The 16,754-nt window shown below is 40.8% G+C and carries 32 protein-coding genes and 1 tRNA gene; 28 read left to right on the plus strand and 5 right to left on the minus strand.

Annotation, left to right across the window (positions count from 1 at the left end; genetic code table 11):
* Window positions 1–30 precede the first annotated feature (30 nt).
* Window positions 31–1,176: a tyrosine-type recombinase/integrase gene (locus tag RA086_RS05380; protein WP_308702835.1), complete on the minus strand. Its 1,146-nt coding sequence runs from the start codon at window positions 1,174–1,176 to the stop codon at window positions 31–33.
* 161 nt (window positions 1,177–1,337) lie between these two features.
* Here RA086_RS05380 and RA086_RS05385 point away from each other — a divergent pair, with 161 nt between their 5' ends.
* Window positions 1,338–1,568, plus strand: a complete 231-nt coding sequence (locus RA086_RS05385; protein WP_308702836.1) for a hypothetical protein — start codon at window positions 1,338–1,340, stop codon at window positions 1,566–1,568.
* Window positions 1,552–1,986, plus strand: coding sequence for a DUF2335 domain-containing protein (locus RA086_RS05390; protein WP_308702837.1), 435 nt, complete (start codon window positions 1,552–1,554; stop codon window positions 1,984–1,986). The genes RA086_RS05385 and RA086_RS05390 overlap by 17 nt, the downstream gene beginning before the upstream one ends.
* 112 nt (window positions 1,987–2,098) lie before the next feature.
* Here RA086_RS05390 and RA086_RS05395 read toward each other — a convergent pair whose 3' ends face one another.
* The 4 genes from RA086_RS05395 to RA086_RS05410 all read right to left on the minus strand — a co-directional run bounded on the left by RA086_RS05395 (window position 2,099) and on the right by RA086_RS05410 (window position 4,748).
* Window positions 2,099–2,926, minus strand: coding sequence for an SHOCT domain-containing protein (locus tag RA086_RS05395; protein WP_308702838.1), 828 nt, complete (start codon window positions 2,924–2,926; stop codon window positions 2,099–2,101).
* Window positions 2,927–3,033: 107 nt separating this feature from the next.
* Window positions 3,034–4,008, minus strand: a complete 975-nt coding sequence (locus tag RA086_RS05400; RefSeq protein WP_308702839.1) for a minor capsid protein — start codon at window positions 4,006–4,008, stop codon at window positions 3,034–3,036.
* Window positions 3,995–4,426, minus strand: a complete 432-nt coding sequence (locus tag RA086_RS05405; RefSeq protein ID WP_308702840.1) for an ImmA/IrrE family metallo-endopeptidase — start codon at window positions 4,424–4,426, stop codon at window positions 3,995–3,997. Before RA086_RS05405 ends, RA086_RS05400 begins: the two co-directional genes overlap by 14 nt.
* Complete coding sequence (locus RA086_RS05410; protein WP_308702841.1) at window positions 4,419–4,748, minus strand: helix-turn-helix domain-containing protein; 330 nt, start codon at window positions 4,746–4,748, stop codon at window positions 4,419–4,421. Before RA086_RS05410 ends, RA086_RS05405 begins: the two co-directional genes overlap by 8 nt.
* 265 nt (window positions 4,749–5,013) lie before the next feature.
* Between RA086_RS05410 and RA086_RS05415 the strand changes: the two genes are divergently transcribed.
* From RA086_RS05415 to RA086_RS05540, 26 genes are all read left to right on the plus strand, one after another.
* The gene (locus RA086_RS05415) at window positions 5,014–5,226 is read left to right on the plus strand and encodes a transcriptional regulator (protein ID WP_308702842.1); all 213 of its coding nucleotides are present in this window, start codon (window positions 5,014–5,016) and stop codon (window positions 5,224–5,226) included.
* Window positions 5,227–5,240: 14 nt separating this feature from the next.
* Entirely contained in the window at window positions 5,241–5,984 is a 744-nt protein-coding gene (locus tag RA086_RS05420; protein ID WP_308702843.1) for a Rha family transcriptional regulator, read from the plus strand.
* 2 nt (window positions 5,985–5,986) lie between these two features.
* Window positions 5,987–6,280, plus strand: coding sequence for a hypothetical protein (locus RA086_RS05425; RefSeq protein ID WP_308702844.1), 294 nt, complete (start codon window positions 5,987–5,989; stop codon window positions 6,278–6,280).
* A 166-nt stretch (window positions 6,281–6,446) separates the two neighbouring features.
* The gene (locus RA086_RS05430) at window positions 6,447–6,869 is read left to right on the plus strand and encodes a hypothetical protein (RefSeq protein ID WP_308702845.1); all 423 of its coding nucleotides are present in this window, start codon (window positions 6,447–6,449) and stop codon (window positions 6,867–6,869) included.
* Complete coding sequence (locus RA086_RS05435; protein ID WP_308702846.1) at window positions 6,862–6,999, plus strand: hypothetical protein; 138 nt, start codon at window positions 6,862–6,864, stop codon at window positions 6,997–6,999. Before RA086_RS05430 ends, RA086_RS05435 begins: the two co-directional genes overlap by 8 nt.
* Entirely contained in the window at window positions 6,996–7,451 is a 456-nt protein-coding gene (locus tag RA086_RS05440; RefSeq protein WP_308702847.1) for a hypothetical protein, read from the plus strand. The genes RA086_RS05435 and RA086_RS05440 overlap by 4 nt, the downstream gene beginning before the upstream one ends.
* On the plus strand, window positions 7,451–7,642 hold the full coding sequence (locus tag RA086_RS05445) for a hypothetical protein (protein WP_308702848.1): 192 nt from the start codon (window positions 7,451–7,453) through the stop codon (window positions 7,640–7,642). The genes RA086_RS05440 and RA086_RS05445 overlap by 1 nt, the downstream gene beginning before the upstream one ends.
* On the plus strand, window positions 7,642–8,175 hold the full coding sequence (locus tag RA086_RS05450; RefSeq protein ID WP_308702849.1) for a host-nuclease inhibitor Gam family protein: 534 nt from the start codon (window positions 7,642–7,644) through the stop codon (window positions 8,173–8,175). The genes RA086_RS05445 and RA086_RS05450 overlap by 1 nt, the downstream gene beginning before the upstream one ends.
* Before the next feature lie 8 nt (window positions 8,176–8,183).
* Complete coding sequence (locus tag RA086_RS05455; protein WP_308702850.1) at window positions 8,184–8,840, plus strand: AAA family ATPase; 657 nt, start codon at window positions 8,184–8,186, stop codon at window positions 8,838–8,840.
* 2 nt (window positions 8,841–8,842) lie between these two features.
* Complete coding sequence (locus tag RA086_RS05460; protein ID WP_308702851.1) at window positions 8,843–9,493, plus strand: DUF669 domain-containing protein; 651 nt, start codon at window positions 8,843–8,845, stop codon at window positions 9,491–9,493.
* A 58-nt stretch (window positions 9,494–9,551) separates the two neighbouring features.
* On the plus strand, window positions 9,552–10,244 hold the full coding sequence (locus tag RA086_RS05465; protein ID WP_308702852.1) for a putative HNHc nuclease: 693 nt from the start codon (window positions 9,552–9,554) through the stop codon (window positions 10,242–10,244).
* Between the two features lie 42 nt (window positions 10,245–10,286).
* A complete protein-coding gene (locus RA086_RS05470; protein ID WP_308702853.1) occupies window positions 10,287–10,436 on the plus strand; it encodes a hypothetical protein in 150 nt (49 codons plus the stop codon).
* 11 nt (window positions 10,437–10,447) lie between these two features.
* Window positions 10,448–11,263: a phage replisome organizer N-terminal domain-containing protein gene (locus RA086_RS05475; protein ID WP_308702854.1), complete on the plus strand. Its 816-nt coding sequence runs from the start codon at window positions 10,448–10,450 to the stop codon at window positions 11,261–11,263.
* Entirely contained in the window at window positions 11,250–12,035 is a 786-nt protein-coding gene (locus RA086_RS05480) for an ATP-binding protein (protein ID WP_308702855.1), read from the plus strand. The genes RA086_RS05475 and RA086_RS05480 overlap by 14 nt, the downstream gene beginning before the upstream one ends.
* Window positions 12,032–12,235: a hypothetical protein gene (locus RA086_RS05485; protein ID WP_308702856.1), complete on the plus strand. Its 204-nt coding sequence runs from the start codon at window positions 12,032–12,034 to the stop codon at window positions 12,233–12,235. The genes RA086_RS05480 and RA086_RS05485 overlap by 4 nt, the downstream gene beginning before the upstream one ends.
* 23 nt (window positions 12,236–12,258) lie before the next feature.
* Window positions 12,259–12,429, plus strand: a complete 171-nt coding sequence (locus RA086_RS05490) for a hypothetical protein (RefSeq protein ID WP_308702857.1) — start codon at window positions 12,259–12,261, stop codon at window positions 12,427–12,429.
* Window positions 12,395–12,697 (plus strand): hypothetical protein, encoded by a 303-nt coding sequence (locus tag RA086_RS05495; RefSeq protein WP_308702858.1) that lies wholly within the window; start codon window positions 12,395–12,397, stop codon window positions 12,695–12,697. The genes RA086_RS05490 and RA086_RS05495 overlap by 35 nt, the downstream gene beginning before the upstream one ends.
* Window positions 12,690–12,842, plus strand: a complete 153-nt coding sequence (locus tag RA086_RS05500; protein WP_308702859.1) for a hypothetical protein — start codon at window positions 12,690–12,692, stop codon at window positions 12,840–12,842. Before RA086_RS05495 ends, RA086_RS05500 begins: the two co-directional genes overlap by 8 nt.
* On the plus strand, window positions 12,839–13,546 hold the full coding sequence (locus RA086_RS05505; protein WP_308702860.1) for a hypothetical protein: 708 nt from the start codon (window positions 12,839–12,841) through the stop codon (window positions 13,544–13,546). The genes RA086_RS05500 and RA086_RS05505 overlap by 4 nt, the downstream gene beginning before the upstream one ends.
* Before the next feature lie 37 nt (window positions 13,547–13,583).
* Window positions 13,584–13,871: a hypothetical protein gene (locus RA086_RS05510; protein WP_308702861.1), complete on the plus strand. Its 288-nt coding sequence runs from the start codon at window positions 13,584–13,586 to the stop codon at window positions 13,869–13,871.
* 300 nt (window positions 13,872–14,171) lie between these two features.
* Complete coding sequence (locus tag RA086_RS05515) at window positions 14,172–14,591, plus strand: DUF1642 domain-containing protein (protein WP_308702862.1); 420 nt, start codon at window positions 14,172–14,174, stop codon at window positions 14,589–14,591.
* Window positions 14,591–14,758, plus strand: a complete 168-nt coding sequence (locus tag RA086_RS05520) for a hypothetical protein (protein WP_308702863.1) — start codon at window positions 14,591–14,593, stop codon at window positions 14,756–14,758. The genes RA086_RS05515 and RA086_RS05520 overlap by 1 nt, the downstream gene beginning before the upstream one ends.
* A 12-nt stretch (window positions 14,759–14,770) precedes the next feature.
* Window positions 14,771–15,271, plus strand: a complete 501-nt coding sequence (locus tag RA086_RS05525; RefSeq protein ID WP_308702864.1) for a hypothetical protein — start codon at window positions 14,771–14,773, stop codon at window positions 15,269–15,271.
* Window positions 15,272–15,390: 119 nt separating this feature from the next.
* Window positions 15,391–15,450 (plus strand) — tRNA-OTHER (locus tag RA086_RS05530).
* A 286-nt stretch (window positions 15,451–15,736) separates the two neighbouring features.
* Window positions 15,737–16,171, plus strand: a complete 435-nt coding sequence (locus RA086_RS05535; protein WP_137624964.1) for a DUF6941 family protein — start codon at window positions 15,737–15,739, stop codon at window positions 16,169–16,171.
* A 4-nt stretch (window positions 16,172–16,175) separates the two neighbouring features.
* Window positions 16,176–16,754: a hypothetical protein gene (locus tag RA086_RS05540; protein WP_137624965.1), complete on the plus strand. Its 579-nt coding sequence runs from the start codon at window positions 16,176–16,178 to the stop codon at window positions 16,752–16,754.

Genomic DNA, 16,754 nt, shown 5'->3' on the forward strand with positions numbered 1-16,754 from the left:
TTTAATAATGTCCCACAAAACATCCCACAGTTAAAATCCGACAATCTTATCAATCTTTAGCGCAATTTCGCTATCGCTTCCGTCTAAAGCGTGAGCGTAAATGCCTAAAGTGATATTTGCGTTTGAATGTCCCAGACGTTTAGCAACATCAACGGGGTTGATACCAGAGTTGAGCAAGTACGTTGCGTGAGTGTGACGTAGACAATGGACCACGTACTTGTATTTTTCAACACCGGCTTCTTCAAGCGCAATATGAAAATTATAGTCGACGGCTGCACTGGTTGCAAGCGAGTTATGTTTAGAAGACGTGAAAACGTAGTGATCAGGATCGAAAGACTGTGCGAATTTTAAGCATAATTCTTTTTGGTGTAGCCTATAATGTTTGAGTTGCTTAGTCAGTGTAGCTGTCATCGCGATGGTCCGTGTACCAGCCGTAGTCTTGGTTGGTCCAACACCAAAGGATCCACGGGATTTGTTGATACGAACAGTCTCATTATGAAGATTGATGTCAGTCCAAGTTAGACCGAATGCTTCGCCTAGACGCATTCCAGTCAACTCTAATAACATGAAGAGGGTTGTGTACTCTGGATCAAGTTTAGGCAGATGCTTATTGAATTTAGCCAAATCTTCTCTGCTTAGGGCTTTACGTGGCTCGGTTTTTGGAAACTTGATTCCTTTAAGCTTGTTTTTGGCTAAGATATCATTTTCAACGGCACAATTCATCAACGACATCATGATACGATTATGATTTTCAACAGTGATGGGTGATAGTTTTAGCATTAATGGATCAATATATAGTCGTTGATACTTTATCCGAGTTAATTTTTCTAACTGTTCATTTCCCAGTAAAGGGATCACATATTTATTAAACGAATTCAGATAGTTCTTTTTGGTGCTTGGGCGCCAACGGAGTTTATTTTGTTCAATGAATTGTGCGACCCACTCTGAAACTTTCATGCTGGAGTCAACAATTTGCTGTACGTCATTATTTGCATACTTGATTTCTAATGCAAGCTCGGCCTTATAAGCTAGCAGCTCAGTCTTAAATCCACGTTCTTGTTTTTCTCGACGCTTACCGTTCAAATCATAGTAGGTGAAGCGAACGGCATATAAGGTACCTTTTTTAGCCACGTATGAATAGACATTCTTATATTTATTTGATCTTTTTAATTTCATTGTATTAGCTCCTTAATTGAGCGCGGGCAGCGTCAATTTAAGAAAGGGCTTGCGGGCATCACCTTCTTTCAGTATTAATTTAAGTAAATTGCTTGGCTCAATTTTTATTTCACATGTTATAATACTCTTACGAAGTCAGTTAATTGTAGGAGGTGTAGACGATGTTTAACTTTGTAAGAGTCATTTCAAGGATTAATGTGGCAGTTACTGCTGTACCGAAAGTTGTTAAAGCTTTTTCCGTGAATCCCAAAAATATTAGAGGTTCTGAAAGCTCTGATCGTCGTTCTATCGCAAGTGATTGGCGAAAAATCGGACAAGATATGGAGCGAGGGTTAATTCAGTATGACAGAGAGCTTACCAGAAGAGCCAAAATCAGTGGCACAAACAAATAGTGCTGAAATCATTGACAGATTGCAAAATCTTCCACCACAAGAACGAGAAGATTTAATTGCAACTATGGAAATGTATTCTGGTCCAATTCCACATCCAGATATTCTGAAGGGTTATCAAAACCTTTATCCTGAAGCCGCAAAGAGAATTATAGAGAATGGGTTACAGGAGTCGGAGCATCGAAGAAATTTGGAGACTAAACGTCAAAAAAGACGTGGCCGTCTAGCGTATATATGCTTATGGGGCGGCTTGGTGATAATGACACTTTTTCTAGTGTTCTCATTTTATTTAATTTTAAATGGTCATCAGATTATTGGTTCCGTTTTTGCAGGAACCAGTTTCATAGTACTGATGGGGACTGTGTTTGATTTAGCAGCCAAGCTATCTGGCAATGATGACTTGCATTCAAATGATGATTAGATTATTACAAATAAACAATTAAGTTATATATTATACTTATAAAGGGGTGCGGTTATCCCTTGTGTAGTTGGCACATTCCTAACTCTGGCGGGGGCGGGATGTGCTTTTTATTTTATAAATCTAATAATTGTGCCTTTTTTTTATCAAACTCATCTTGTGTAATTATTTCAGAGTCTAATAATTCCTTATATTGTTTGATTTCGTCTGCGACACTGGTGTCAGATGAACCCCCAATGTTATCTGAAACTGACTGTTGATTGCGGCTGGCATCAATAATTCTGTCTAATAAAACAGATAATTCTTCAACTCGTTTCTGAGCACCTTGAGCTACCCATGAATCAGCTTTGGTTTTTGAATCAATAAACGAAAATTCAACAGATTGTCCGTCTGCTAAGTAAACGTTGACCCCAACACTAGAGACCTCACTATATCTTTTGCCACCAGTAACGGCACCTACGATTGCACCAGCACCGCCAAAAAGAACGCCGCCAGTAAGTGCACGAGCTACTCCGTGATGTTTAGTCACTTCTTTGCCTTGAACATAAGGCCTATAGCTGGTGATGTCATAAAAATTCATTAACCGTTTTTTGCTGAGTATTGAAGGGCGAAGCATAAGCTTTTGTGATACGAAATCGGCTTCGATTCCATCAACTTTAATGGCTCTCTCAGAAGAAAACTTAACTGGCTCAGGAATATCTTCTTCATCCTGACGTGCTATATCTGGATCAAATGTGGGCAATACAAAGTTATCCACTTTATCTTTAACGGTACTAAGTGGCATAGAATTAAGCTTGAATTTCTCAGAGATAGTGGGTGGAATATGATACCCAAGTGATTGGAGAAGTTTATTCTCACAAGCTGCACAGATTATCCCTCCTTTAATTTTAAGTTTTGCATCGAAGAGAGCAATCTCGTTTCCACAGTTAGTACATGTGTTCATGATGCACCTCCAAAATAATTAGTTCCCCAAGTATCCCCACAGTGTACCTAATCTGCTCATATCCTCCTTTTGATATTCACCTTTTAACGACTTGAGCTTTGGTCAGATTATCTATCAAATATTTCCTTCCCATATTTTTGTACCATGTTTTTTCGCCATCCAGTGTAATCGATGTTGGACACTATCTCACCTTTACCAGTTTTAGGATTGCGCATCCATCTTTCCTTCAGGTCGGGCAATCCGGCAATGTACGGATCTACCGTGCACCGACAGCCGTCATGAAAAGGTGGAAAATTCATTCCAAATTTGACACGAGAAGTTTGAAATATCTTTTGGTCCATTTCGCCGCATTTAGGGCAAGTTTTTTTGTCCAAAGTGGCACTGATTTGATATGCATCACTCTCACATTCTTTAAGTTCTATGAACATTTCTTTAGATATATTTGAGGAGGACCTAGAGCTTTTTAATTTTTGTTGTAATTCTGTTATTGTTGTACCTATCGCGTTAGGAACGTTGATTATGCCATCTTTAGAGTTATGTTTGTGTGCCCAAGTAAGATTTCTATATTTATTTAGTAAGGCTTGACCATGGGGTGAAGCAACTAAATAGGTGTCTAAAATTTTATCTGCATATTGTTCTGGTTTAAGTTGAGATTCAATCCTAGTTATAAGTTCTTGTTTTCTTCCTGAAACTGGTAGCTTATTTTCTCGTAATATTTCTTTAAGTTGTGGTACTAGTAGAGATTTTAGTGACTCTGATGGAGAACCTTTTTCTAGATACCCCGTACTAATTAGTTTTTTACGGTGTGTAGTAGGATCTATTCCGAATTCATATTTGAAATAGAGTGGTGGCAACGCGTTTATTGATTTATTATTTGACCACATCATAAGGATGATGTCACCAGGTAAGATATCAGATTCGAGTGGAACAAGCAATTTCTTGTCTATATCGGTATCACCTAATGATACCAAAGGATTGACGGATTTTTCTGACTCGCTTTTGGTATCTGAGAGATTTTGAGATAATGTGTTTTTGTGTGGATGACCCCATAGCATTTTCTTAATAGTTTCAATGATCTTCATTATAAGGAACCTCCTTTTTATAGAATTTATGGATTGCGTCTATGGTGTAATCTTCCATAAAAGGAGGTACATCAAATTCTTGCATAAAAGTATAAGCGTTAGCATCCTCAACGTTAACGCTTTCAAAATACATTGGCACGAGAATGTTAATCGCACCTTTGTTAGCCTCTGCTTCAATTGGGGTCTTGCTTATTGTATGAAAATAAAGAATGCCCGAATCCTGATGCTCAATGTGACTAATTTCATGGCAAGTGACATAGGGCAACTGTCTTGATAAATACCAATTCATATTTATAACTATCTTGTTTGTTTCAGGGTTAGATCCGGAAGGGGTATATGGTGAAAAATCTTCACATAAATCATAGCTGATTCCATGATCAACAGCATATTCTAGGGCTCTGCCTAAATATTCATTCATGTCTGCCACCTCGCAGGAGACGCTTCATAAGTTCGAGGTCTTCTGGAGGTATCGGTCGACCCTCGAAAGTCATAATAACGTCATCATCTTCAATATCAACTTTTTTGGGCTTGTTTGATACGGCCTTTTCACTCGTTTTGCCTAACAAATAATCAGTTGAGACTCCAAGTACATTAGCAACTGCATTCAGTTTCTCTATCGAAGGTACTTTGTTCTTCCATGAGTAGATAATATTAGTTTTTAATCCAGCCTTATCGTTTAACTGCGAGAGACTATATCCTTGTTCTTTAGAAATTTTTTTGATTCGTTCAAACATTGTCATATCAATGTTCCTCCAATATGACCAGTTAATAAATAAACTTTAGTTATAAAAGGCTTGATAAAATTAAACTATAGTTGTAATATTAACTCATCAAGTAATCAAGCAACTAAAAACCAACAACTTCGTTGTGTTACTTTGGCGAGAAACAGGAGGCGAAGATAGGTTTAAACTTGCTTATTTAATATGCCTTTATTTTAAACTATAGTTTAAAATAAAGCAACAACTTGATGAATTATTTTAAACTTTTATTTAAGGAGGAAGTCTAATGACCGAAGAAGCTATGTTAGATTCAGTATCGCGAAAATTATTTAAGACATTTCGTGATGCATATCAAGATAAGGGGTGGACGCAAAAGTATGTTGCTGAGTTATTGGATATTAATCCGCAACAATTCAATCGAGCTATTCGCGGGTTAGATAATACGCCAAAGGCAAAGCTGATTCGTGAAAAGGCCCGCGACTTGTTAGGAATCAAATAGAAAGGAAGTACGTTATGAGCGATTTAGTCACCATGCATGATCAGCAAGCAGTTACAACTAGTTTGCAGGTTGCAGAAGTGTTCGGCAAGAATCATCCCCATGTATTAAGAAGCCTCGATGAATTAAAAAAAGATGTGTCCAATTTTGGATACATGTTTGTTGAAACAAAGATTCCCGATTCATACGGTCGGATGAGGCGAGCATTTTACATGAATCGCGATGGCTTCACATTATTAGCAATGGGATTCACCGGTTCGAAAGCATTGGAATTCAAGCTTCAGTATATCGAAGCGTTTAACCGCATGGAAAAGCGAGTTAGCCAGTTTGATATTCCGGCAACTTTGCCAGAAGCGCTGCGACTCGCGGCAGACCAAGCGGAGCAGATTACCATTATGAAGCCGAAAGCTGAATACACCGACAAAATGTTGTCCAATCCAGGGCTCGAAACTACTTCGATGATTGCCAAGAACTACGGTTACTCGGCTACCGCATTCAACAAGTTGTTGAACGGCCTAGGTATTCAATTCAAACAAGGCAAGACGTGGTTACTTTACGCAAAGTACCAAGACAAAGGGTACACACACGTTGAGCCATACGAGTACGTGAATAGCGAAGATTTAAGGCGCGTACGCAATACGATGAAGTGGACGCAGAAAGGTGTCAAGTTCTTGTACGACTTTTTAAGACGCCAAGGCATTCTGCCACTTGTTGAGCAGCTCGATGGTGAGGCGGACGGGCAGACTAGCATGGAGGTGTAAGCATGGTTGTTGAAATGTCTACTGAGCTTGGTCGAGCACTGGCTGACCGGTTTGATGGCATTGCAAAAGAACAAGCGCGAACGATGCTGGAGCCATTGGTTGAGAAAGTATCCTATCAGTATATTTTCGTTGATCGTAAGCGTGCTGCCGAGATGTTAAGCATCTCATTGGCGACATTTAGCAAGATGCAAAAGATTCCACAGATTCGATTAGTTGAAAGGCATTTGCCAGATTGCAGTAAGACACTATATGAGCCACAGGAGCTAAAGAAAGCATTTCTATCAATTATGGAATAAATCATAACGCGGGCAGCGCCAATTGATAGAATGGTGAGGTAAAAAAATGGAGATCTTTTTCGGAATCATCGCACTAATCTTGCTAGTCCGGTCGATCCAAGTTGGCTGGCGGCAAATGGTCAAGGAAGTCGTTAACATGTTTGGAATTTAAGGAGGGAATGGAACTATGAAGCGAAGCAATTTGGCTGAACTGCTAACCAGTTTAAGCAAGGATTATCGTATTGAGCCTTGTGACAATGAGACAACTAGTATCAAGTATAAAGGGTCACCAGCATTTACTATTTCTGAAACGACTCAATTTGAATTCTTTAGTTTTATCGAGGAGTCAATGCCTTTTAGCCACAAAGCTTACATGGCAGTATCGGAGTATGCGATGACGCCTATTAACGAACGACGTGAGGCGCAAAAATATGTATTCCCAATCTGGAATAATTATGGGGGCGAGAGATACTTCATGGGTCGGTGCTTCTATAACGTCACGAAAAATATTGATGAAGCATTTCAAGCCAGTCAAGAAAAAATTGATGGTATGAACTACTTATATGCCTTTGATCTAAACGATATTAAGGAAGAGGTTACTAATGAATAGAATAAAAAATGTTCATGATTGGGTGCAACCAATCATGAACACCAAATTTGAAACTCATCAAATCTTATTTCGCATTTATCATACGCCCAAACCAACACTTTGGCAACGAGTTTGGGGGTGGCTACGATGATGACAACCCAGTCGGATTTTGATAAGTTCAGTAGTTTGAATAAGCCAAGATACGATTTTACAAAATATACATCTATTAGTGCCCCTAAGAAACAAACAGCCGATGCTATTCCACTACTAACACTGGGTAGCAGAAAAGCCTTTTTTAATCGTCCATGTAAAGAGCTGTTAAGTGGGTTTCGCTTTGTCACGTTTGGATACTATGATGGCAAATTGCTACTTACATTTAAACGTAATGGCGAAGGCGATGATGGAGCAAGCAAGCTATCAGTTTTGGGAAAGTATACTCTACAAACTGGCTTTGGATACCCGGCAAAAATATTGGGACAACAGACGGATGCAATCAATTTGGATGTCTTTGTATATAAGTTCAAATTAACGATGGTTGACCAACAGCATGCAGTGATTGATTTGAAGGAAGTTAATTCTAAAACACGAAAGCAGGCAAAGTAATGGAAATCGATGAGCTTGTTACAAGAGTTAAAGCAATTAAGATTTTAATTGCATTCCAAGATGTTCCATATAAGGACTTATCGGATACAGATCCATTACTACACAAATATTTAAATCAGAATTTGATTGATTCATACGTGTTTTTGGATAAAGCGGAAGTACAACTTAATAAGCTACGGGGGTTCGAATAATGTTGAATTCATTGTTGAAGGAAGAACTAACCACGGTGAACGAACGTGAGCATGAGGGCTTTCAGATTGACTCATTACAGTCTGCTGATTGGGCAATGCGAAAGCTGCAGGCCATCGAGGAACACGATACGGAGGTTCAGAATGCTGCCAAAGCAGACATGGACCAGACGATTGCTTGGCGGGATCGAAAGCTGACTGAAAATCAAGCCAGTCGAGAATACTTTGAGAACTTACTCAAAGATTATCTTTACCGAGAACGCCAGCACAATAAAAAGTTCAAAATCGATACGCCACACGGTAAGGTCACTACTCGTAAAACTCCTGCCGGATTGAAGTATGAAGATGCGACCGTGTTGAAATCTTTACGTGATCAAGGCATTACAGAGTTCATTCGAACTAAAGAAGAGGTTAACAAGAAAGATTTGAAGAAAGCTGGTTCAATCATCAATGGCAAATTTGTTTTAGATGACGGCCAAATCGTGGATGGCGTGGCTGAAAAGCCGGCCGGTGAATCCGTTAAATTTGATTTGTAGGTGACAATATGAAGTTTTATGAGGACGGAAAGATTCCTGTAATTCCAAACATGTACTTTATCTATGGTGACGGCGGGACTGGGAAAACGTCATTAGTTAGCCAATTTGTAGGGCACAAGCTATTGTTTAGCTTTGACCTGTCGAGCAATGTGCTGATTGGTAACAAAGACGTGGACGTTGTCATCTTTGAACATCAAGATGCACCGAACGTGCAGGGACTCGTTGAGCAAATGATTATGCGAGCAATTGGCAATCCAAAATATCAAGTTATTGTGTTAGACAACGTGACTGCTTTACAGAACTTGGTACTAGCAAATATCAATGACTCCAAGGATAATCGGCAAAACTATCAAGCACTGCAATTGTGGTTTCGAGGCCTCGGAACAATCCTAAAAGAGAGCGGCAAAACGATTTATGCGACGGCTCATCAAATTGATAACGGCGCAGACGGCATGAATAATGACGGTCGATTCGCAGCCGATATGAATGAGAAAACGTTTAATGCTTTCACAGGATTGTTCGATCTAGTTGGTCGGATTTATTTGAAAGATGGTAAACGAATGATTGATATGGATCCGGAGAAAGGTAATCACGCGAAAAATCGAATTGATGAACGCAAACTCATCGAGGCGGACGAATTAATTAAATCTAAGGGAGAGAAATAAATATGGCTTTATTTACAGCAGATTCAAAGAATGTTTTCGGACAAACGGTGGAGGAAGCAGGTACTTACAACGTTGTCGTTGCACCTAGCTCTCAATTCACGAATAGCAAGCAAACAGGCAAGCCGATGGCGGTTTTTGACTACGAGGTCATTGATGGTAAGTACGCCGGTGGTCAGATTCGATTTGACAATGAAGTTTGGGACGGGTCAACCAAAGAGAAGGCAGACCAATCAGCCAAGCGATTCAGCACTATTGCCGTAGCATTAGGCGCAGCGGATGGTACCGTGTTTGATTCAGTTGAGCAATTTGTTAGTCAATCGATTGGACATAGACTTGCTGTGAGTGCTGATTGGGAAACTAGTCAAAATGGCAAAACGTACCTTGCTGTTCGTGGGTATCAAGCATTTATGTCAGACGGGAGCAAGCCGAACGGTAAAGTGCGCCCGCAAGGCCAATCAGCCACACCAAGTAATGGCTTCGGCAGTAAAAGCGCTCCTAACCAGAACGCCGGCGGATTTGGAAACCAGCCTACAGGCCAGACTAATGCGTTTGGCGCACAGACACCGCAATCAAACAACACCGGCGCTGGCTATTCCAACGCCAACTATCGGGGAGGCATGTCCGATGATATTCCGGACAATTTGCCCTTTTAACTGGAACGATTTAATGACTAAGCTCCAAAAAGAATCAACGCTACACCGGGTGAATTAAATGCAACGATCAAGAACTCAGCTAGTTGAGAGTGAAGGCAAGATCTATCTGGTCACGGAGCTTGACCAGAAGCCCAATTTAGATCACGTAGAGACTGTTAGCGGCACGAGAGACCAATTCTATATGGATTGGGAAATAGCCGATACGCGCAAAGCTAGACCGCAACAACGACGTCTATTCTTTGCACTACTAAATGACATCATGGACTGGTCGGTTACACCGCAAGACTACTTGAAGTCACTCTTTTACTTGCAGTATCAAATTTATACCGATGGCAAGCAGATTAGTCTATCAGACGTCACCACGTCAAGCGTAAGCGATGCTAATCAGTTGCTCGACCTAGTTATCGACTTCATGTTTGAATGGCGTGTGCCGTTTAAGAAGGGTTATGAGCTATTGCCGCGTGACCAAGAGTATTACTTGTTTGAATGCTGCCGGCATCGTGTTTGCATGATTTGCGGTAATCGAGCTGATATCCATCACGTCGATGTGATTGGTGCCGGGATGAATCGGACGCATGTTGACCACACTAAACGGCATGTAATGTCCGTGTGCAGGCGTCACCATTCAGAGCTTGAGCAGATTGGTGCGCCGGCATTCAGTGCGAAGTATCACGTACCAGTTGATGGGATCAAATTAGACGTAGAGACATTAAAACGAATTGGCTTGAAGGGTAATTACAGCAGTGACTGAATCCACCAGAATGGGTGAGAAGCCCGTTGACTGGAGGCAATTATGGTTTATGTACTCATGGTAAATGGCTCGACCGCCGCGGTTTACTCAACTATTGCGGCGGCCCGGAGCGATAAGAAACGGCTTGAAGATAAAATTCAAAATTTAGTAATTATGGCAGTACCATACCGCACTCATGCGGTACTGGATTGAGGTGAAGCAGATTGGCAGGAATTCACTGGATCAAGCTTAAAACGGCCATGTTCGATGATGAAAAGATTCGGCTGATTGAAGTGATGCCGGAAGCCAATGCAATCATTGTGATTTGGATTCGATTGCTAGTGTTGGCCGGGAAGACTAACGATTCGGGATTGATCTATATCCAGCGTGATATGTCGTACTCGGATGAAATGCTTGCAGCATTGTTCAATCTGCCAATTAGTACAGTCAGATTGGCTATGACGACATTAGAGAATTTCGACATGATTGACGTCAGTGAGAACGGCGTGATCAGTATCAATAACTGGGACAAACATCAAAATATCGAGGGTATGGAAAAGGTCAGAATACAGACGGCAGAACGGGTTCAACGCTTTCGTGATAAGCAAAGACAACAACAGATTGAGAGTAACGCTACATGTAACGTTACAGTAACGGAAGGTAACGCAACAGAATCAGACTCAGAATCAGATTCAGAAACAGAATCAGATAGTAAAGAACATGGTCCGGCTACCGCCGAACATTTCGACTGGCAAACAGTAATTGACTATCTTAACGAGAAGACTGGCAAAAGATTCAAGCATACTGATTCTAATAAGAGATTAGTCGTAGCACGGCATAAAGACGGTGGTTATACCGTTGATGACATGAAGCAGGTAATTGATAACCAATGTGCCGCATGGTTGACCAATCCTAACATGAATCAATATTTACGACCGGCGACATTGTTTCGTGCTTCTAAGTTTGAAGGCTACTTGAACAACGAACCCAAGAAAAGTAAGCCAACTACACGAGAGGACTGGTTTGGTGAAACGAATTAAAGAGTTATTCGATCCAGCCAAGGTTCAAGCAATTGCCGCAGCTAAAGGCATCGATGTGAGCAAACTGCCAACTAAGGAACAATTGGATGAAGCAACGCTCAAACGTGCTCAGCAGGCCGTTGTGGTGAATCACCAGCGATACTATCGTGCGATGTCTGTTTGGTCGGGAAACGTACGACTGCAGTTCAAATTTAATGATTGGGATGTACAAAAGCAGACTAATAGTGAGGTAGCTAAAAAGTTAGGTAATCAGGCGTTTGTATTAGCCAAGCAATTAAAGACGGCTAAATTTAATGTGCTGTTGTCCGGTGTTTACGGTGTTGGTAAGACCTCACTAGCATTGGCAATTGCTGACCAGTTGGCACAGTCAGGCCAAACGGTCATGTTTGTTTCAACCGCCGAACTACTCCGGCTTGTTAATGATAAGTACGAGGCGCCGGACGTGCGTATCCGATTGATTGAGATTGGCAAGGCCATGAAGTCGGTGGACGTGTTGATCCTTGATGATTTCGGCACTGAGGGCGGTAAGCCGACCGAGAACAACTACTACAAGCCAGTTCACCGCGACCTGCAGACGATGATGTACCAAGTGGCTAATGCCCGCTGTGACTTTGAGCATAACGAAGTGAAGCACTCAACCATCGTAACGACCAATAACACACGAGGACAACTGGAATCCATGTACGACAAGAAGATTATTGATCGGCTATTGAGCAAAGTTAAGGCGCATCAATTGCTATTTGACGAGATGAAGGGAGTACGGAACGTATGAAGATTATCGATAAGCAAAAAACTAATATCGAATTCGGTGATGTAGTTCAGGATGAAGGTGGCTATTATCTGGTAGTCAGTTTGGATGGTGATTATGCCCTAGTTGAGCTTGAGAGGTTTACAGTGCTGGGCAACGTTCCAGAAGCCAATCCTAATAATTTAAAGGTTTACAAGGTTCCAAGTGTTTTGACCATTGGTTGACATAGAAAGGAGTGCGACCAAGTATGATATGCGAATTATGTCATGGCACTAAAGTTGTGAGCCATCCGCTAGGTAGTTATGGCTTCACGACTGGCCCGTGTCCCAATTGTACGGACTATGTTCATGACCACTATGAGAGTGAGTTGGAGGCGATTGTCGATGACAAGAATCGATCGCGAGTTATTGCTAAGTAAGATCCAAGACGCTGAGCGCAAGTATAAGTCGGTCGCTAAAGCCCCGCCGTGTGTTTTGGCGGACATTCAAGCGCTGACGGCAGTAACTGAGCACCGAGCAGTGCTGACCAAATATGAACTCAATATCATGAAGCGACAGTTTAATGGCGAAATGAGTATGACCGAGGCTGCCACGAAGATGGGACACTCGACCAGTTGGTACAAAGCGCGAGCGCCCGAAGTTAAAGTTGGAAACTATCGAATTATGGAGGACAAGTTGGATGAGTAAACAACGAAAGCACACGAAAAAGTCAACCATCAAGAAAAAGCGGCGGCGGATGCGCCAGAACGCTGACAAGCACAGCAAGGCTGCCAGTGAACAGTCGAGAATAGTGCACGATTATGCACCATATCAAATTGGAGGTGCAAAATGAGTATTGAAGAAAAAGTTTTAGCCAAGATGTCTAGTTATTTAAGTAGTGACGAGTTGGACGAAAAGATCGAAACGGCCATCAAGAAAGCCACTGACGATGTTATCGGCAATCTGTTTACCGAATACAGATCGCCAGTCAAGAAAATTATCGATGAAAATTTGCGAGCTGGACTTTTGACTGAAATGAAGAATACCGATTATTCACAAAGCGTTGTTTCACTCGACCTGCTGGTTAAGCAAGTAATCAAGGATGCTTCGGCTGAGAACAATAATACCCTAAAGCGTTTCAAACAATGGGCAACATTTGAAGCGCCTGAAAGCGTCAAGACATCGGAAATCTTTGATAAATATCTTAAATTTGTCGAAGACAATATTGATGTGAGTGATTTAGAAGTTAATACGGATGAAAAGCCATACTACGAAGGCGGTCTGGCAACAATGGAGATTGATGGCAGCGATTCTAGTTGTGACAAAGTTCAATTGAAGTGTGAAAAAGATAGCGACTTAGATATCAACTTTGGGATTATGCGTTATGGCGAACCACACATTTGGTTCCGTGATAATGGAAGTTGCAGTTTGCGAATGGTCGATGAGTTTGAGTTCTGGTTGCGCAACTTGGAAGCAAATAATGTACCAATTGATGTTGATGAACTAGATATGAGCGGTGAAGTCGAAATTGATGAGGAGCCAGAACCAATTTATTAATGAAAGGCGTGAACAAGCGTTTATGAGGATGATTTAAATGAGTCCAAGTGAGTGGGATGGATTTGCTGAGGAGTATTTGGAAAATAAGCGTTGTGCTTGTACGGTGATGAATCAAATTAACGAGATGAACAATGTCAATTTTATTGATTATGTTCTAAAAGGTAATCGAAACTTGCTGAACGGTATCGTACCGGCGTTTCCGGCCTACGATATTGCCGCACGGATAAAGAATAATGGTTGGCAGCTTACACTTAAGCAACGGCACGCAATTACCAATGTTTACTTATTTTCAAATTACGGATTGAAACAGGAGGACTTGGATTGAGCATTGAGGTTAAAGAGCCAACGAACGAGGAACGTAAGCAGGTGTTTAAACTGTTCGGGGAGGACTAGGAATGGTAGCGAAAGTAAGTGATGTGGAAACTTATCCATATAGTTGTTGTCCACATTGTGGCAAAACTGATTTTCACACAAAGATGAGATTATCAGGTAGCTCAGAGTTCCACTTCCATGGGGATGGGACGAAGGCAGATAATTCCGATATGTATGATGGCATCGTTGACAAGCAGACGAGTAAATATTGTTGGTGCTCGAATTGTGGCATGAGACTTTTCGAGGTGGAAGCATGATTAAAATTTATCGTAAGACGGCTATGATTCAGGCTGAGCAGTTCGATGGCAGCGAGGAGATGATTGTTCAATATGGTGTTGTTCGTGAACGGTCAGTTTACTATAATGGTGGTTTTGACTGCTATATTCCACCGAGACGCAATTCTCTTCGCTTGAATGATTGGATAGTAACCAAATTTAGTGGCAAATATAAGGTGATTAGTGATGATGTGTTCAAGCAGACGTATGCTGAGTTGCCGGTGGTTCCGGTAGAGGTAGCCATGGTGATTCAGAAGTACAAACGTAAGGGCTGGGATATCATGCGCTTTATGTATGACAATTGGGAACAATATGAGGATTATAGCAATTGGATTAATGATAACTCTGAGATAGCGGCTCGCGCGTGGCTCGATGGCTATCAAGTGGAGGAGAGCTAATGCTATCAGTGAATGTTAGTGATTTGATTACATTGCTAGAACAGCAGGATCCGGATTCGCCAGTTGTAGTGCTTGATAGCCGGACTAACTCGGTACTGTGGCTTGATGAGTTTGACGGCAAAGTGGTTGATGAGAAAGACGGGATTGTACGGATTATGGGTAGCTAGGAGGCTTGCTAAGTGGATCAGAAACTAGTTAGAGAAATTACCAAGTTAGTGACGGACCTGGTCCGAGGAGAGCGGAAACGAGAAATCGCAAATGAGCAGACGTGGAGGGTGAAAAACACTAAGCTGTTACTTAAAAACTACGATATTTTGAAAGAACACTCAAAGGATATCGATACGGACATCGATCGTTATCTTAAAGATGTGTTCGACCAGGACGACTTGAAATTGCGTAGTATTGCCGGTTATAAGGCTCGAACCAATAAAATGATGGAATACACCGATTTGATGTTAGCAGCCTACCGAAGCTATGCGGATAAGCGTGATGATGCTACCAGACGTCGTTACTACATTATCCGATACTTGTATATTGAGCCGAAGAAGTTGACATTGATCCAAATAGCTAACCGGTTTGGCGTTGCAGAACGGACAATCATGCGTGATCAGAAAGAAGCAGTAAAAGAATTCTCGATTTTTTTATTTGGAATTGTCAGTATAGAGGAAATGGTGGGGTAATTGTCACTTTCGTGTCGTTACAGTGGCAGTACATTCATTGTATATTGATACGGTAAAGTAGTGGGTGTTTAAGAACCATTCATTTCTTTATCCTCCAAACATTAATACAGACGTACGGTGTCGCCGTGGGCTAATTGGTAAGCCACAATGTGATGCGGGTTCGAAACCCGCCGGCGATATTTCATGAAATGTTTTTGAGAGTAATTGCTGGAATTATCAATCGTTAACGCCTATCATTCCACTAAGTATAGTAATGAATAGGTGGTGAAATAATGGACGACGAGTTAATTACTGAAGAAACAATTGAAGAACAAAATGCTGAAGAAGGTATTGTTATTGGAGAAGGCACAATGCGTGACCTCGAAGACTTCTAGATTGAATATTATACAAAAACTCTCGCTTAATGGCGGGAGTTTTTGTATAATTAATTTAGTTAAAAATCTAATTAATAGGGAGACTTAAGGTATGACTACATCGAAATTATCTGCTCAGATTGTTGTTTCTGAAAACATTGACCGTGTAAATAACCCTAACGGATTAGGTGATACAGTGAGATTAGTAAATCCTACTTTGACACTTGGAATGCCCATTGTACCCACTGCACTTTCTTTTTCGATATCTGTTCTAACTGATGGTTTGAGTTTTGACACCGATCATCATATTAAATTGGCGATTGAAGATGAAAGTAACAACGAGATTAGTAAGGTTGAGGGTGACGTTAAATCGTTTGCTGCGCCCCATATGGGTGGCTTCAACATCAACTTTGATTTCAGAAATGTAGTCTTTCAAAAATCAGGAAGATACACTGCAATATTTAGCATAGATGGTGATCCTGTTCAAAGCCAAAAGTTTAGAACCTTTTCAGATAAAAATGAAGCAACTGTAAATAGAGTCGATTAAACTCATGGAGCCTACTAATAATATATTTCTTGACGCAGATCCAGATTTCAATGAAGAAAACGTGCCTTTTAACGATAAAAGAAGGCTTTTGACTGCTGTTTTTGGAGCTTTTGTGGTAGCATCATCTATAAATAGTAGTCCAATTAATATACAAACTGTTAATCCCAATATTAAAAGTTCAAGTGTCAAAATTGAGAATCGTGGAACTCATGATACTTTAAATTACCAATTGGATGGAGGGTCTATTATGTCTGAAAATAATGGTTTTTTAAACGGAAGAGACTATGAATCCCTCAATAAGCTTATTGATAAGCAAAATCAACACCTTGAGCAACAAATTGCTATGACTAAAGAAATCATTGATACCCAAGAAAAAAATCAAAAAGAGAATATGGAACGTATTGAAACAACTATAAAAGAATTGAATAAAAAAATTGATGGTTTGCCAAGTCAAGAAGAAACGGTTAACAAAATTAGAGATGAAATAAGAGCTGACCACAGGCAGTGGAAGACTTGGGCAATAGCAATTGGTGCTATTGTGATTCCAAGCGTGGTACAAGTCGTTTTACATTTTTTGAATTAG

Source organism: Lactiplantibacillus brownii (assembly GCF_031085375.1).
Taxonomy (GTDB): domain Bacteria; phylum Bacillota; class Bacilli; order Lactobacillales; family Lactobacillaceae; genus Lactiplantibacillus; species Lactiplantibacillus brownii.